Origin of the sequence: Rhizobium anhuiense bv. trifolii (genome assembly GCF_024346605.1) — a bacterium.
Lineage (GTDB): Bacteria > Pseudomonadota > Alphaproteobacteria > Rhizobiales > Rhizobiaceae > Rhizobium > Rhizobium anhuiense.
Genome location: NZ_CP098803.1, coordinates 204,481 through 220,135 on the forward strand (window position 1 = coordinate 204,481; position 15,655 = coordinate 220,135).

Consider the following 15,655-nt stretch of genomic DNA (forward strand, 5'->3'; position numbering starts at 1 on the left):
CATGGCTGCCAGAAACAATCCGAAACGGGAAAAGCAGATCGAAAGCGCGCGCAAGATCGCCAAGGCGACGGGCGAGGCGCATCTCGATCCGGAAATTCTCTTCGGCCGGGCAAGCAATGATGATCTCGAACTCTATACGCCTGAAATGCTGGCACTCTCTGCCGTACACTCGGCAAAGGAACTCGCCGCCTGGAGCGGCAAGGCGCCGCGCGTCAGCATCGACACCATTGCCGACGTGACGCCGGATGGCATCGCCGTCTCGGTGCTTTCAGTCACCGACCGGAACATGCCTTTTCTGTTTGAATCGGTCATGGGTGAAGTGACAAGCAGCTATCGCGACCTGTTCATGGCCGTGCATCCCATCCTGGTCATGGAAAAGGGCAAGGCGCCTGCGCTCTATTCCGCCGATCACCCGAGCGACCCGACCAATCGCGTCAGCCATATCCAGCTTCATATTGCGCCGCTCAATTCCACCCAGACCGCCGATCTCGTCAAACGCATCGAAACCGTGCTCGAACAGGTGCGCCTGTCGGTGTCCGACTGGAAGCCGATGCTTTCCAAGGTCGACGGCGTGATCGCCGAGCTTTCGGCCAATGGCACCGGCCGCAAGAAGGCCGATCGCGACGAAGCCGTCGCCTTCCTGACCTGGCTGCGCGACGAGAATTTCACTTTCCTCGGCATGCGTGAATATGTCTATTCCGGCAAGGGGAGCGATGCCAGGGTCGAACGCGACAAGGGCGCAGGCCTCGGCATCCTCTCCAACCCCGATGTTCTCGTGTTGCGCACCGGCAAGGACGCAGTGACGACCACGCCTGAGATTCTTGCCTTCCTCGACGGCCCCGACTTCCTGATCGTCACCAAGGCGAATGTGAAATCGATCGTCCATCGCCGGGCCTATATGGATTATGTCGGCGTCAAGCGCTTCGACGCGCAAGGCAAGGTCACCGGCGAACTGCGTATCGTCGGCCTTTTCACCTCGACGGCCTATACGTCGCTGGCCTCGGAAATCCCGCTGCTGCGTTCGAAGGTCGAGAAGGTGAAGGAGCATTTCGGCTTCGACCCGATGAGCCATTCCGGCCGGATGCTCGACAATACGCTGGAATCCTATCCGCGCGACGATCTCTTCCAGATCGACACGACGCTGCTTGCAAGTTTTGCCGAACAAATCAACGACCTGGCCGATCGGCCGCGCGTGCGCGTCCTGCCGCGCATCGACCATTTCGATCGCTTCGTCTCGGTGATCGTCTACGTCCCGCGCGAGGAATATGACTCGATCGTTCGTGAGCGGATCGGCACCTATCTGAAGACCGTCTATGACGGCCGTGTCTCCGCCTATTACCCGGCTTTCCCGGAAGGCGGCGTGGCGCGCGTACATTTCATCATCGGCCGCTCCGGCGGCAAGACGCCACGCATTCCGCAGGCAAAGCTCGAGCAGATGATCCGTGAGATCACCGCCCGCTGGGACGACCGTTTCGAGGCACTGGCCGGAGCCAAGGCGCCGAAGATATCGGTCGACCAGGCCTTCCAGGATTCCTTCACCCCGGAGGAAACCGTGGCCGACCTTGCCGATATCGGCGCCTGCGCCGCAGGCGAGCCGCTTCGCATCCAGTTCTACCATCGTCAGGAAGAGCAGGGCCGCACCCTTTCCTTGAAGATCTTCCACGCCGGCGGCCAGCTGGCGCTGTCGCGCCGCGTGCCGCTTCTCGAGAACCTCGGCTTCAATGTCGTCAGCGAACGTACCTTCGACATCGGAGTGCCGGCCGCCGATGCAGAAACGAAACTCGTCGTGCTGCACGACATGGAGCTCGAAACCCGCAATGGCGGCGAAATCGATCTGGCGCGTTACGGCGCCGCCCTCGAGGAAGCCTTCGTAGCCGCCTTCGCCGGCACGATCGACAATGACAGCTTCAACCGGCTGATCATTTCGGCCGGGCTTTCGGCGCGCGAGACCAACGTGCTGCGCGCCTATGCGCGTTATCTCCGCCAGGCCGGCATCGCCTATTCGCAGGACTATATCGCAACGACGCTCGACAAATATCCTGTCGTCGCCGCCGCCATCTTTCGTCTCTTCCATGACACGCTCGACACCCGGCTGTCGGAGAAGGTCCGCGTGAAGAAACTTGCCGAGCTGCACCAGGCGATCGAGGCAGAGCTCGCCGACGTGCCGAGCCTTGACGACGACCGTATCCTGCGCCGCTACGTCAATATCGTCGATGCGACGTTGCGCACCAATTATTTCCAGAAGAACCCTGACGGCTCGCCGAAACCGATGCTGGCCTTCAAGCTCGATCCGCACCTGGTCGACGGGCTGCCGGAACCGAAACCCTTCCGCGAGATGTTCGTCTACGGCGTCGAAGTCGAAGGTGTGCACCTGCGCTTCGGCAAGGTGGCGCGCGGCGGCCTGCGCTGGTCGGATCGCGCCGAGGATTACCGCACCGAAGTGCTCGGCCTCGTCAAGGCGCAGCAGGTGAAGAACGCGGTCATCGTGCCGGTCGGCGCCAAGGGCGGCTTCTATCCGAAAAAGCTCCCGGTCGGCGGCACCCGCGACGAGATCTTCAATACCGGCCGCGAGGCTTACAAGACCTATATCCGCACGCTGCTTTCGATCACCGACAACATATCGGGCGCCGATATCGTGCCGCCGAAGGATACGGTCAGGCTCGACGGTGACGACCCCTATTTCGTCGTCGCCGCCGACAAGGGCACCGCGACCTTCTCCGACACCGCCAATGCACTGGCGCAGGAAGCCGGCTTCTGGCTGGACGACGCCTTCGCCTCCGGCGGCTCGGCCGGTTATGACCACAAGAAGATGGGCATCACCGCCCGCGGCGCCTGGGAAACCGTAAAACGCCATTTCCGCGAAATGGACATCGATATCCAGACGACACCCTTTACCGTCGCCGGCGTCGGCGACATGTCGGGCGACGTCTTCGGCAACGGCATGCTGCTGTCTCCAAAGATCCGGCTTATTGCCGCCTTCGATCATCGCGACATCATCATCGATCCCGATCCCGACATGGAAAAGGCGCTGGCCGAACGTCAGCGGCTCTTCGACCTGCCGCGTTCGAGTTGGCAGGATTTCGACAAGAGCAAGCTCTCGAAGGGGGCAATGATCATTTCTCGCTCGGCGAAATCGGTCACGCTGACGCCGGAAGCGGTTGCTGCAATCGGCATCGACAAGGCCGTGGCCACGCCCTTCGAAATCATCACGGCGATCCTGAAGAGTGAGGTCGACCTGCTCTGGTTCGGCGGCATCGGCACCTATGTGAAAGCGCCTTCCGAAACCGACACCGAAGTCGGCGACCGCGCCAACGACCCAATCCGCATCACCGCGGTTGAGGTGCGCGCCAAGGTGATCGGCGAGGGCGCAAACCTCGGCGTTACCCAGAAGGGCCGCATCGCCTATGGTCTGAAGGGTGGACGCTGCAATTCCGACGCCATCGACAACTCGGCCGGCGTCAACACCTCGGACGTTGAGGTCAACATCAAGATCGCGCTGGCCGCCGCCATGCATGACGGACGCCTGACGCGGGCAAAACGCGACCAGCTTCTTTCCTCGATGACCGGCGAAGTGGCGGCCCTGGTGCTGCGCAACAATTACCTGCAGTCGCTGGCGATCTCGCTGACAGAACGCAAGGGAACGGCAAATGGCCTGGAACTTGCGCGCTTCATGACGGTTCTCGAAGGCGCCAAGCAGCTGAATCGCAAGGTCGAGACGCTGCCGGATGACCAGACCCTCGCCGAACGCTATGCTGCCGGCAAGCCGCTGACGCGGCCGGAAATCGGCGTGCTGCTGTCTTATGCCAAGATCGTGCTCTTCGATGCGCTGGCCGCAAGCGATCTGCCGGATGATCCCTATTTCACCGCGACGCTTTCGAATTATTTCCCCGTCAAGATGCAGAAGACGAATGCCGGCGATATCGCCAGCCATCGCCTGAAGCGCGAAATCGTCGCGACGGTGCTTGCCAATGAAGCGATCAACCGCGGCGGGCCGAGCTTCACCGTCGCCATGATGGACGCGACGGCGGCCTCGGCGCCGGAAGTGGTGCGCGCCGCGATCGTTGCCCGCGACGGGTTCGACCTGACCCGGCTCTGGTCCGAAACGGACGCTCTCGACGGCAAGATATCAGGTGAGATGCAGAACCGCATCTACGAGGAAATCAGCCATAGCTTTATCGTGTTGACGCGCCTGCTCTTGAAGACCGGCATGACCAAGGCCGATATGGCGGAGGTGATTAGCCGGCTGCAGGCGGCCCTGAAGAAGCTGAGGCCTGCCTTCGCCGAACAGGCGGCCGGCGATACCGCCGCCCGCCAGGCAGAGTACGGCCACGCAGGCGTGCCCGAAAAACTCGCGGCCGAGATTGCCAACCTCCAAAGCTTCGCGCTGGTGCCGGAGATCATGCAGATTGCCGAACGCACCGGCGAGCCCCTGGTGCGCGCCGCTGAAAACTACTTCGCGGTGTCGCAGACCTTCCGTATCGCTAGGCTGCTGGCGGCCGGCGGACGGATCCTCACCTCCGACCATTACGAGAATCTGGCGCTTGCCCGCAGCATCGACCAGATCGCCAGCGCCAGACGCGACATCGTCATCTCGGCTCTTTCCGATCACGGCAAGGAAAAGCTTCCGGTTCAGGCCTGGCATGCGCAGGATCGCATCCGCATCAACCGTATCCTCGAAGAGCTTTCGAGCCTCAGCGACGGCGGCGATCCCAACCTTGCGCGTATTACCGTTGCCGCAGGTATCCTGACCGATCTTGCGCGCGACCGGGCGAGGTGAGACAGTCCGCGAAAAAAGGAGCGGATGTTGAATCGCATTGACTGGACAGGAACGCAACCGCCGAAGGCCACGGAGAAGGGCATATGGGGGTGGATGTTCTTCGATTGGGCAGCGCAGCCCTTCTTTACCGTGGTCACAACCTTTATCTTCGGGCCCTATTTCGTTTCCCGCCTGACCGATGACCCGGTTTCCGCGCAGACGACGTGGAGCAACATGGCGACGATCTCCTCCGTGATCATCGCCCTGCTCTCACCCGTTCTCGGCTCGATCGCCGACCAGTCCGGCGCACGCAAACCCTGGATCGGCTTCTTCGCCGTCATCAAGATCGCCAGCCTTTCCTGCCTGTGGTTTGCCGCCCCGGGTTCACCAATCCTCTATCCCGTCATTTTCATGATCCTCGCCTCGATCTCGGCGGAGTTTTCGATCGTCTTCAACGATTCGATGATGCCGCGCCTGGTCGCCAGGCACGAGGTCGGAAAACTCTCCAACACCGCCTGGGGGCTCGGTTATCTCGGCGGCATGATCGTGCTCATTGCCGTCGTGACGCTTTTGGCGGCAAGCCCCGAGAGCGGCAAGACCATCCTCGGCCTCGATCCGTTATTCGGTCTCGATCCCAAGACCGGCCAGGATGCACGCATCACCGGGCCGATCTCGGCCGTCTGGTACCTGATCTTCATCCTGCCGATGTTCTTGTTCACACCCGATGTCGGCAAGGGTCTTCCCTTCGGCACCGCCGTCCGCTCCGGCCTGCGGGAGCTCAGAAACACGCTAGCCGAACTTAAGGAGCGCCGCGGCATCCTGACATTCCTCGTTGCCCGGATGATCTATCAGGACGGCGTCAACGGCCTGCTGATCCTCGGTGGAATCTTTGCGGCCGGCATGTTCGGCTGGGCGACAATCGAGATCGGCATCTACGGCATCATCCTGAATGTCGTCGCGATCTTCGGCTGCCTGATCGCCGGCCGCATCGACAAGGGCGTCGGTTCGAAGGTGACCGTCGTCATCAGCCTGACCATGCTGCTTCTCGCCACCATCGGCATCATCTCGACAGGACCGGGTTACACGCTGTTCGGACTGATGCCGCTGCCGATGGCCGATTCCGGTGGCCTCTTCGGGACCGCGGCGGAAAAGGCTTATATCCTCTATGGTCTGCTGATCGGGCTCGCCTTCGGGCCGGTGCAGGCCTCGTCGCGCTCCTATCTCGCCCGCAGCGTCAGCCCCGAGGAGGCCGGCCGCTATTTCGGCATTTATGCGCTTTCGGGGCGCGCCACGAGTTTCATGGCGACGCTGCTCTTCTCGCTGGTGACCTATATCAGCGGATCACCGCGGCTCGGAATGGCAACGCTGATCCTGTTTCTCGCCGGCGGACTGGTGCTCTTGATCCGCACGCCCTATCCGGCCGATCGGGCATAGGAACGGGCCCGATCAAGCCGGAGATGAGCGCGTGGCCGCGCCCGATCCTTATTCAATGGCGGAAATGGCGCATGCCGGTGAACACCATCGCGATGCCGTGTTCGTTGGCGGCATCGATGACTTCCTGGTCGCGCATCGAGCCGCCCGGCTGGATAACCGCGGTCGCCCCTGCGGCGATCATCGACAGAAGACCGTCAGCAAAAGGCAGGAAGGCTTCGGAGGCGACTGCCGAACCATGGGTCATCGGCACGGCAAGGCCGAGCGCCTTGGCGGCCTCCTCGGCCTTCAAAGCGGCGATGCGGGCCGAATCGACGCGGCTCATCTGGCCGGCGCCGATACCGGCTGTCTGGCCGTCCTTGGCATAGACCACGGCATTCGATTTCACATGTTTGCCGACCTTGAAGGCAAACTTCATGTCATCAAGTTCCCGTGCCGTCGGCGCGCGCCTGGTGACGACCTTGAGTTCCAGATCTTCGACCATGCCGTTGTCCCGGCTCTGGACCAGCAGGCCGCCGGAAACGGTCTTTGCCGTCAGGCCTGCGGCACGCGGATCGGGCAGGCCTCCGGCCGACAGCAGCCGCAGATTCGGTTTGCGGGCGACGATCGCCTTCGCCTCCTCCGTCACATCCGGCGCGATGATCACTTCGGTGAAGAGCTTGACGATCTCTTCGGCCGTTTCGGCGTCCAGCGTCCGGTTGAGGGCAATGATGCCGCCGAAGGCGGAAACGGAATCGCAGGCGAGCGCCCGCTGATAGGCTTCGACCAGGCTCGATCCGGTGGCAACACCGCAGGGATTGGCATGCTTGATGATGGCGCAGGCCGGCGCTGTCTCAGGCAGGAACTCGGCGACGAGCTCGTAGGCGGCATCCGTATCGTTGATGTTGTTGTAGGAGAGCTGCTTGCCCTGGAGAAGGGTGGCCGTAGAAACACCCGGGCGCTTCTCGCCGGTGACATAGAAGGCCGCCTTCTGATGCGGGTTTTCGCCGTAGCGCATCTCTTCCTTCAGCGCACCGCCGATGACCCGGTGGTGCGGCGTGTCGATCGACAGCGCCTCGGCGAACCAGTTGGAAATCATCGCATCATAGGCGGCGGTGCGGGCATAGGCCTTGGCGGCCATGCGCTGGCGGAAGGCATAGCCAGTCTTGCCGTCATCTGCGGAAAGCTGCTCCGTGAGTTCGGCATAATCGGCCGGATCGGTCAGAATCGTCACATAGGCATGGTTCTTGGCCGATGCGCGGATCATCGCCGGACCGCCGATATCGATATTCTCGACAGTCGTCGGATAGTCGCCGCCGGCGGCGCGCACCTCCTCGAAGGGGTAGAGATTGATGACGGCGAGGTCGATGCTCTCGATACCGTGCGTTTTCATCGCCTCCTGGTGTTCGCTGTCGTCGCGGATCGCCAGCAGACCGCCATGCACCGTCGGATGCAGCGTCTTGACGCGCCCGTCCATGATCTCCGGAAACCCGGTGACTTCGGAGACATCGGTGACGGCGAGACCGGCAGCAGTGATCGCTTTATAGGTGCCACCGGTCGAAAGCAGGCGGACGCCCCTGGCAGACAGGGCGTGGGCGAGCTCGACGATCCCGGTCTTGTCGAAGACGGAAATGAGTGCGGTCTTGATTTCGACCTTGTCGGGGGCGGGGATCTTCTTGGAAATGACGGCCATGAAACCTTCTCCGTTCGGGCTTCGGGAGATATCCGCGAGGGATGCTCGCATGCTGGCGTCGCGTTAGCACAGCTTTGCCGCCGCGCAAACAGGCGTCGGCACATGATCTAGCCCTTGCGGGACAGGAACCAGCGGATTTCCGTCTTCGCGGCAAGATCGAAATCGATCTCGATCTGGTCCGAACCGCAGATGCCGGAGCTGTCGGCGAAGAAAATGTCCTCGGTGATCAGCACTTCATTGCCGGGTGCCGAAAACAGCCAGCTTTCACCGTCCGGCGCCGTCAACAGCACGGACTCGCCGTCATTCTGATGCAGGACGATCGCGGGATGGATATGAAAACGGGCGACAGCATTCAGGGGCTCGTCACTCTCATATCCTTCGCGGACGACGAGCCGGTCGCGGCCTGTCACGATCGAGCCCGCGGCATTGAGGGTCAGTTCACGCTCGTGCAGCACCCCGAACACCCTGAGATAACCGTCATGGCTGAGCTTGATGCCGTCGCGTCCATCCTCCGTTTCGGCGCGCTCGACGGTGACTGTCTTGACCGGTTCGATGATCGCGTGATTGAGGAAGGGCGAGGGCGAAAAACGGCTGGACGAGGTGTCGTTGAGGATGACGGTCGAATGCGCCGCCGTCGTTCGCGCCATCTGGACATAGCGGTGCCCGGCAAATTTCGGCGAACCGGAATTGACGATGAAGCGATGGCGGCCGGACGACATCTCGAAGGAGAGGCTGCCGGCATGCGCGGTCCGCAGCCCGCCTGCCGAAGGCGGCGTGCCGGTATCGGCAATGATCACGGTCTTCCCGCCGGAAAGCCGCTGATAGCGCGAATGCGGCAAAGCTTTGAACGGCTGACCGGCGGTCTCGTCATATCGCAGCACCGACATCAGCTCGTTTGCGAGCGTCGAGGTCGCTCCGTTGAAGAGCGCCAGGTCGCCGTCCTGATGGCGAAAGAACCGCAATGCCGGATACATGCGGTCGATGCCGGAGATCAGCTTCTGCGGCAGGTCATGACCGAGATTGACATAGGTCTGCCTGAGCGGCAGCAGATCAAGCAGCAATTCCAGCCCGACACGTGGATTGCGCGAGATATGGCCGCCATCCGACAGAATCTGGCTATCGAACTCGCGGTCGAGCGCCTGCGCCGCCCTTCTGAGCGTGGAGGCGCGCGCCGGCATGGCAACGGAGGCCATGGCGAGCGCAATACGCAGCCGAAACAGCTCCAGGCCGCCGAGGGTGAACGGCGCCATGCGGTGCAGGAACCTCACCTGGAACGCCAGCGACTTCATGAAGCGGCGATAGAAGCCGCGATCGGCGTTCTGCAGCACCACCGGTGAATGCGACAGCCAGGCAATGACGCGCTGGGCGGTGACGTCGGTCTCCCAGGCGACCCCCTCCATCCGGCCGGCATGGATGGAAAGCCAGCTGTCGACGATCGCGCGGGCGGCAGCCGAGCTGCGCTCCGTCTTGTTCGCCCGCATATGACGCAACCAGCCGAAGCTATGAAGACGGATCGCGAAGGGGCGCGAGGGCAGGGTGAAGGTGAAGGGCGACTTTCCGTTGGTTTCCAGCATCCGCCCGGCCAGGAGAAAACGTCCGTTGAGGATCTCGTCGGCCACATGCGGATCGATGCTGCGCAGATCGGTCGGCGCGACGATCAGACGCTCGGGCACCTTGATCGAATGGCGAAAGAGCTTCAGGCGCAGCAACGCGACGCGGCGCAAGGCGCGCCGCCAAGCCTCCCGAACATACATGCTCGCAAAACGCCGACCAAACTGCATATTCTATTGTCTATTGACCCTCGTGGTTAAGAATAGGTGAAAAGCGGCCGATTTCATCGTCCGCAATGAATTAATTCGTGATAAGGTTCGAATATACGCAATTAACGCGTTTCAACGGCATCATGCGGGCGGTTTTGTGAGAACGGCATGCGTGATGCCGGGCTGTGAAATGTCTGGCTTGGCGGAGATTCGCCTGGGCGCGCTCAAGCCTGCAATCAGGCCACGCGACGCAGCACGGCCGCATAGAAGCCGTCGAGGCCGGAGGCGATGCCATCGGGCATTTTCAGCATGGTGGGAAGCGTGCGGAATTCGCCGAGTGGTGTGATCGCCGCCTCGAGGCCGGGCCAGTCGCCGGCACCGATCGAAACGCGCTCGACCGCATCCGTATCGGAAAGAACACGGGCGACGACGTCCTCACCCTCGGCAGGGTCGAGCGAGCAATTCGAAAAAACCAGCGTGCCGCCCGGCTTCAGCAATGTCAGCGCATGGCGCAGCAGCCGTTCCTGTAGCGCCGCCAGCCTGGCAATATCCTCAGCTCCTTTGGTCCACAGCACGTCAGGGTGCCGGCGTGTCGTGCCGGTGGAAGAGCAGGGGGCATCGAGCAGGATCGCATCGAAACGCTCCGCCGGCTCGAACGTCGTCAGGTCTGCCGCAATCGTCTCGGCTTTGAGGCCAAGCCGGTCGAGATTCGACCGCAGCCGTCTTAGCCGGCTTTCCGACTGGTCGAGGGCGGTGACTTCGCCACCGGCAAGAATGAGCTGCGCCGTCTTGCCGCCGGGCGCGGCGCAGAGATCGGCGGTACGTCTGCCCGAGAGATCGCCGAAAAGCTTGGCGGGGATGCTTGCTGCCGCATCCTGCACCCACCATGCGCCCTCATCGAAGCCTTGGAGCGCAGGAATGCCGCCGTCGAAGGCTGCAAGCCGCACACCGCCCGTCGGCAGGACGACACCGTTCAGCCGCTTGGCCCAGCCTTCAGGGTCGGACTTGACGGTCAGATCGATCGCGGCCGGCTCGAGCTGAGATTCCGAAATCGCCAGCGCCGCATCCCGGCCATAGGCCTTCTCCAGCCTGGCGATGAACCAGGCTGGCATCGGCGGGACCTTGCCGATCTCACCAAGCACCTCAGCCTTTTCGCGGCCGAGCCGACGGAGGATGGCATTGACCAGCTTGGCGAAACGGCGATTGCGCGGGTCCTGATTGGCCTGCTCGACGGCAAGATCGACAGCCGAATGATCGGGCACGTCGAGATAGAGGATCTGCGCCGCGCCGATCGCAAGCACATGATGCAGCGCCCTTGCCCCCTCCGGCAGCGGCGAATCCAGCAGCCCGGCAATAGCGGCATCGATGCGCGGCAGATGACGCAGCGTCGTGTTCAGGATGGCGCGGACGAGCGCCCGGTCGCTTTCGCCGAGCGCCCTATAGGCCGGATTACCGTGTTCATGATCGAGAGCGCCGTCGAGCGGCAGCTTGCGGTCGACGACGGCAGCAAGAATTTTTGCCGCAGCGGCCCGCGCCTGCATGCCGGGTTTAGCCGGTGCGGAACGCTCGGCGGAGGGCTTTTGCTTGCGGAATGGCTTCTTCGTGCCGTCTGAATTCAAGACCACGGACCTTTTGGCGGTTGCGAACCACCGCGACCAAGGCCCGTATCCGGAACAGAGCGCGATTTGCGCGACGGATTAGCAGCACGCGCCGGCGACGTCGAGACATTCATGCCGCCTTGCGCCATGTCATACAGGGCAGCGATGCGGTTTTCCGTGTTCGGATGGGTGGAAAACAGATTGTCCATCCGCTCTCCGGAGAGCGGATTGATGATGAACATATGTGCCGTCGCCGGATTGCGCTCGGCATCTTCGTTCGGAACATGGGCGGCACCGCGCGCGATCTTGCCGAGCGCCGAAGCGAGCCAGAGCGGATTGCCGCAGATCTCGGCGCCGCGGCGGTCGGCCGAATATTCGCGCGTGCGGCTGATCGCCATCTGCACCAGCATGGCGGCGAGCGGCGCCACGATCATCGCGACGATGACGCCGATGAAGCCGAGAGGATTGCTGTTGTTGTCACGATTGCCGCCGAAGAAGAAAGCGAAGTTGCCAAGCATGGAGATCGCACCGGCCAGTGTTGCCGTGATCGTCATCGTCAGCGTGTCGCGGTTCTGAATATGCGCCAGTTCATGCGCCATTACGCCCGCGACCTCTTCGGGAGACAATGCGCTGAGCAGGCCGGTCGAGGCGGCCACGGCAGCATTGTCGGGATTGCGGCCGGTGGCGAAGGCATTCGGCTGCGGGCTGTCGTAGAGATAGACCTTCGGCATCGGCAACCCGGCATTGCCGGCGAGATCGCGCACGATCCGGAAAAACTCAGGCGCGTTGCGCTCGTCGACCTCCTGCGCGCGATAGGCCGAAAGCACCATCCGGTCGGAATTCCAGTAGGAGAAGAAATTCATGCCGGCGGCAATGACGAAGGCGATCATCATGCCGGCCCGACCGCCGATCAGGAAGCCGACGAACATGAAAAGCGCCGTCATGAAGGCAAGCAACATGGCAGTGCGGACGAGGTTCATTGCGGATCTCCATCTCCGATTTCGGCGTCCCAAGCTTTCAATCCCGGCGCCAGCGCATTATGATTTGGTTATTCACCAGCCATTTTCAATATTTTCCGGCAGGAGAAGGCATGCAGGACGCTGATAATGACAATAGCGAAACGCCGGTAGCCGAGGGGTCGGAGCCGCGGCGCAAGATGCTGTCCCCGGCTGCCAGGCGCGCGCTTGCCGAAGCCGAAGAGCGGCGGAAGAACCAGAAACCGCTGGAACTGCCGCCGGAGACCGGCGGTCGCGGCGGAGCCGAACCGGCGCGCTTCGGCGACTATGAGATCAACGGCCGGGCGATCGATTTCTGAGTAATATTCCTATTGGCGTCTTTCGATCGGAATATGCGGATTTACGAAATCACTATGTCGAATCCGGCTAACGAGCCTTAGGCTCCAGTATTTTTGCCGTATCCTGATGTCGTCTTGACGGACGGACGTTGCCTCACCGAGGGCTTCGCCCGTGATTGCGGTCAACGCACGCCAATGCGTCGACGAAATGGGAGCCGCTCCGGAAGCCGCGAGGTACGGAGCGGCTCCATATCTCAGGCCGTCGCCTTGTTCTGCCGGTTGGCGATCAGATCGTCGACCACGGCGGGATCGGCGAGCGTCGAGGTGTCGCCGAGTGCACCGAAATCGTCCTCGGCGATCTTGCGCAGGATGCGGCGCATGATCTTTCCGGACCGGGTCTTCGGCAGGCCGGGCGCGAACTGGATCTTGTCGGGCGCGGCGATCGGGCCGATTTCCGCCCGCACATGTTTCACCAGTTCCTGGCGAAGCGCGTCCGAACCATCGTGACCAGCCATCAGCGTCACATAGCAATAGATACCCTGGCCCTTGATCGGATGCGGATAACCGACAACAGCAGCTTCCGAAACCAGATTGTGCGAGACGAGTGCCGATTCCACCTCTGCTGTGCCGAGCCGATGGCCGGAGACGTTCAGCACGTCGTCGACACGGCCGGTGATCCAGTAATAACCGTCCGCATCGCGCCGGCAGCCGTCGCCGGTGAAATACTTGCCCTTATAGGTGGAGAAGTAGGTCTGGATGAAGCGCTCGTGATCGCCGTAGACCGTGCGCATCTGACCCGGCCAGCTGTCGGTGATGCACAGATTGCCGTCGGCCGGGCCGTCCAGCACCTTGCCCTCATTGTCGACCAGCTGCGGTTTGATGCCGAAGAACGGGATCGTCGCCGAACCGGGTTTCAGATCGGTGGCACCTGGCAGCGGCGTGATCATATGGCCGCCGGTTTCCGTCTGCCACCACGTGTCGATGACAGGGCAACGCTTGTCGCCGACGACATTGTAGTACCACTCCCAGGCTTCGGGGTTGATCGGCTCGCCAACGGTGCCGAGCAGGCGCAGCGAAGAGCGCGAGGAGCGCGTGACGAAGTCGTCGCCGGCGCCCATCAGCGAGCGGATCGCTGTTGGCGCCGTATAGAAGATATTGACGTTATGCTTGTCGATGACTTCCCAGAAACGGCCCTGGTCCGGGAAATTCGGCACGCCCTCGAACATCAGCGTCGTTGCGCAATTGGCGAGCGGCCCATAGACGATATAGGAGTGGCCGGTGACCCAGCCGACATCGGCCGTGCACCAGTAGACGTCGCCGTCGTGATAATCGAAGACATATTCGTGCGTCATCGCCGCATAGACGAGATAACCGCCGGTCGTGTGCAGCACGCCTTTCGGCTTACCGGTTGAGCCTGACGTATAAAGAATGAAGAGCGGATCTTCCGCCTTCATCTTCACCGGCGGGCATTCCGCCTTCACGGTGGCGATTTCCTGGTGATGCCAGAGATCGCGGCCCGGCGCCCAGCCGGTCTTGCCACCGGTGCGGCGAACGACCAGAACCTTCTCCACGATCACGTGCTGGCGTGCCGCGATATGAATTGCGGTATCAGTATTGTCCTTCAGCGGCACCGGCTTGCCGCCGCGCACACCTTCGTCGCATGTGATGACGAAGGTGGATTCGCAGTCAACGATGCGCCCCGCTAAGGCCTCCGGCGAGAAACCGCCGAAGACGACCGAATGCACCGCGCCGATGCGGGCGCAGGCGAGCATCGCATAGGCGGCTTCCGGGATCATCGGCATATAGATGGTGACGCGATCGCCCTTTTTGACGCCGTGCTTCTTCAAGACGTTCGCCATCCGGCAGACATGCTCGTAGAGCTCGTTATAGGTGACCTTCTTGTCGATATAGGGGTTGTCGCCTTCCCAGATGATCGCCACCTGGTCGCCATTCGTTTTCAGATGGCGGTCGATGCAGTTGTAGGAGACGTTGGTCTGGCCGTCCTCGAACCATTTGATCGAGACCTTGCCGGTAAAGGAGGTGTTCTTGACCTTGGTATAGGGCTTGAACCAGTCGATCCGCTTGCCGTGCTTGCCCCAGAACTTGTCCGGGTTCTCGACGCTTTCCTCGTACCATTTCAGGTACTTTTCCTTATCGATCAGGGCGCGCGCCTTCACCGGCTTCGAAACCGGATAGATCTTCTCCGACATGGAACTCCTCCTCATGGGACATGCGATGGGCCGCGCCGGCGAAGCGGGCCTGGATTTCAAATCAGGGCAATTCATAGCAGTTCGCATCGTGGCGGCAATTAGACAAAGGTCATTTCATTTTGGAAGAATTGCAATTCTGCGACAGTGCGGTTATATAGCGGCATATTTCCCGGACATTGTGGTGACAATCCACGGACCGCGACCGGCGCGGACGATAGAAGGACTATATCCATGGCTCAAACACTGCTCATGCCGAAGGCGACAGCCATCTGGCTCGTCGACAATACGGCACTGTCTTTCGATCAGATTGCGCAGTTCTGCAAACTGCATCCGCTCGAAGTCAAGGCGATCGCCGATGGCGAAGCGGCGCAGGGTATCAAGGGCCTCGACCCGATCTCGACGGGACAGCTCTCCCGCGACGAGATCGCCCGCGCCGAAGCCAATCCGAACCACAAGCTGAAGCTTTCCGAACCAAAGGTGCGCGTGCCGGAATCCAAGCGCCGCGGCCCGCGTTATACGCCGGTTTCGAAGCGTCAGGACCGCCCCAACGCCATTCTCTGGCTCGTTCGCAACCATCCGGAGCTGAAGGACGCGCAGATTTCCCGCCTCGTCGGCACGACGAAATCGACCATCGAGCAGATCCGCGAGCGCACCCACTGGAACTCGGCCAACCTGGCGCCGATGGATCCGGTAACGCTCGGCCTCTGCAGCCAGATCGATCTGGACATGGAAGTGGAAAAGGCCTCCAAGGGTCGTCCGCTGCCGACCGCCGCCGAGCTTGGCGCGACGCTGCAATCGGCACAGGAAACCGAGCGCCTGACCCCGAGCTACGAGCGCGAAGAGGAAAAGGAAATCGATGCCGACGCTGTCTTCCGCAAGCTGAGCTCGCTGCGCTCGGCCCCGAAGGACGAGGACGACGACCAGTACTGAGATA

9 protein-coding genes are annotated in these 15,655 nt (G+C 61.9%); 4 read left to right on the plus strand and 5 right to left on the minus strand.

Going from position 1 to position 15,655, the window contains the following annotated elements; all coding sequences use genetic code 11:
* The first annotated feature begins 1 nt into the window (after window position 1).
* Together NE851_RS09625 and NE851_RS09630 are read left to right on the plus strand one after the other, a co-directional pair.
* Window positions 2-4,777, plus strand: a complete 4,776-nt coding sequence (locus NE851_RS09625) for an NAD-glutamate dehydrogenase (RefSeq protein ID WP_097544597.1) — start codon at window positions 2-4, stop codon at window positions 4,775-4,777.
* A 24-nt stretch (window positions 4,778-4,801) separates the two neighbouring features.
* Window positions 4,802-6,190, plus strand: a complete 1,389-nt coding sequence (locus NE851_RS09630) for an MFS transporter (RefSeq protein WP_183905902.1) — start codon at window positions 4,802-4,804, stop codon at window positions 6,188-6,190.
* A 52-nt stretch (window positions 6,191-6,242) separates the two neighbouring features.
* On the opposite strand, the gene purH is transcribed toward NE851_RS09630, so the two are convergent.
* From purH to htpX, 4 genes are all read right to left on the minus strand, one after another.
* Window positions 6,243-7,859, minus strand: coding sequence for a bifunctional phosphoribosylaminoimidazolecarboxamide formyltransferase/IMP cyclohydrolase (purH, locus tag NE851_RS09635; RefSeq protein WP_183905901.1), 1,617 nt, complete (start codon window positions 7,857-7,859; stop codon window positions 6,243-6,245).
* Window positions 7,860-7,966: 107 nt separating this feature from the next.
* Window positions 7,967-9,640, minus strand: coding sequence for a heparinase II/III family protein (locus NE851_RS09640; protein ID WP_254960059.1), 1,674 nt, complete (start codon window positions 9,638-9,640; stop codon window positions 7,967-7,969).
* Between the two features lie 215 nt (window positions 9,641-9,855).
* Complete coding sequence (locus tag NE851_RS09645; protein WP_183905899.1) at window positions 9,856-11,244, minus strand: RsmB/NOP family class I SAM-dependent RNA methyltransferase; 1,389 nt, start codon at window positions 11,242-11,244, stop codon at window positions 9,856-9,858.
* A complete protein-coding gene (htpX, locus tag NE851_RS09650) occupies window positions 11,235-12,197 on the minus strand; it encodes a zinc metalloprotease HtpX (protein ID WP_047615869.1) in 963 nt (320 codons plus the stop codon). The genes NE851_RS09645 and htpX overlap by 10 nt, the downstream gene beginning before the upstream one ends.
* Window positions 12,198-12,307: 110 nt before the next feature.
* Here htpX and NE851_RS09655 point away from each other — a divergent pair, with 110 nt between their 5' ends.
* Complete coding sequence (locus NE851_RS09655; protein ID WP_183905898.1) at window positions 12,308-12,532, plus strand: DUF1674 domain-containing protein; 225 nt, start codon at window positions 12,308-12,310, stop codon at window positions 12,530-12,532.
* Window positions 12,533-12,765: 233 nt separating this feature from the next.
* On the opposite strand, the gene acs is transcribed toward NE851_RS09655, so the two are convergent.
* Window positions 12,766-14,721 carry an acetate--CoA ligase gene (acs, locus tag NE851_RS09660; RefSeq protein ID WP_254960060.1) on the minus strand — a complete coding sequence of 652 codons (1,956 nt, stop codon included), beginning with the start codon at window positions 14,719-14,721 and terminating at the stop codon, window positions 12,766-12,768.
* Window positions 14,722-14,952: 231 nt separating this feature from the next.
* On the opposite strand from acs, the gene NE851_RS09665 reads away from it, so the two are divergent.
* Entirely contained in the window at window positions 14,953-15,651 is a 699-nt protein-coding gene (locus tag NE851_RS09665; protein WP_047615874.1) for a DUF1013 domain-containing protein, read from the plus strand.
* Window positions 15,652-15,655: the final 4 nt, after the last annotated feature.

What these genes read in the sequence shown, in the direction of transcription:
- NE851_RS09625 (WP_097544597.1), top strand. Translation starts at nt 2, where the DNA reads ATGGCTGCCAGAAACAATCCGAAACGGGAAAAGCAGATCGAAAGCGCG.
- NE851_RS09630 (WP_183905902.1), top strand. Translation starts at nt 4,802, where the DNA reads ATGTTGAATCGCATTGACTGGACAGGAACGCAACCGCCGAAGGCCACG.
- purH (WP_183905901.1), bottom strand. Translation starts at nt 7,859, where the DNA reads ATGGCCGTCATTTCCAAGAAGATCCCCGCCCCCGACAAGGTCGAAATC.
- NE851_RS09640 (WP_254960059.1), bottom strand. Translation starts at nt 9,640, where the DNA reads ATGCAGTTTGGTCGGCGTTTTGCGAGCATGTATGTTCGGGAGGCTTGG.
- htpX (WP_047615869.1), bottom strand. Translation starts at nt 12,197, where the DNA reads ATGAACCTCGTCCGCACTGCCATGTTGCTTGCCTTCATGACGGCGCTT.
- NE851_RS09655 (WP_183905898.1), top strand. Translation starts at nt 12,308, where the DNA reads ATGCAGGACGCTGATAATGACAATAGCGAAACGCCGGTAGCCGAGGGG.
- acs (WP_254960060.1), bottom strand. Translation starts at nt 14,721, where the DNA reads ATGTCGGAGAAGATCTATCCGGTTTCGAAGCCGGTGAAGGCGCGCGCC.
- NE851_RS09665 (WP_047615874.1), top strand. Translation starts at nt 14,953, where the DNA reads ATGGCTCAAACACTGCTCATGCCGAAGGCGACAGCCATCTGGCTCGTC.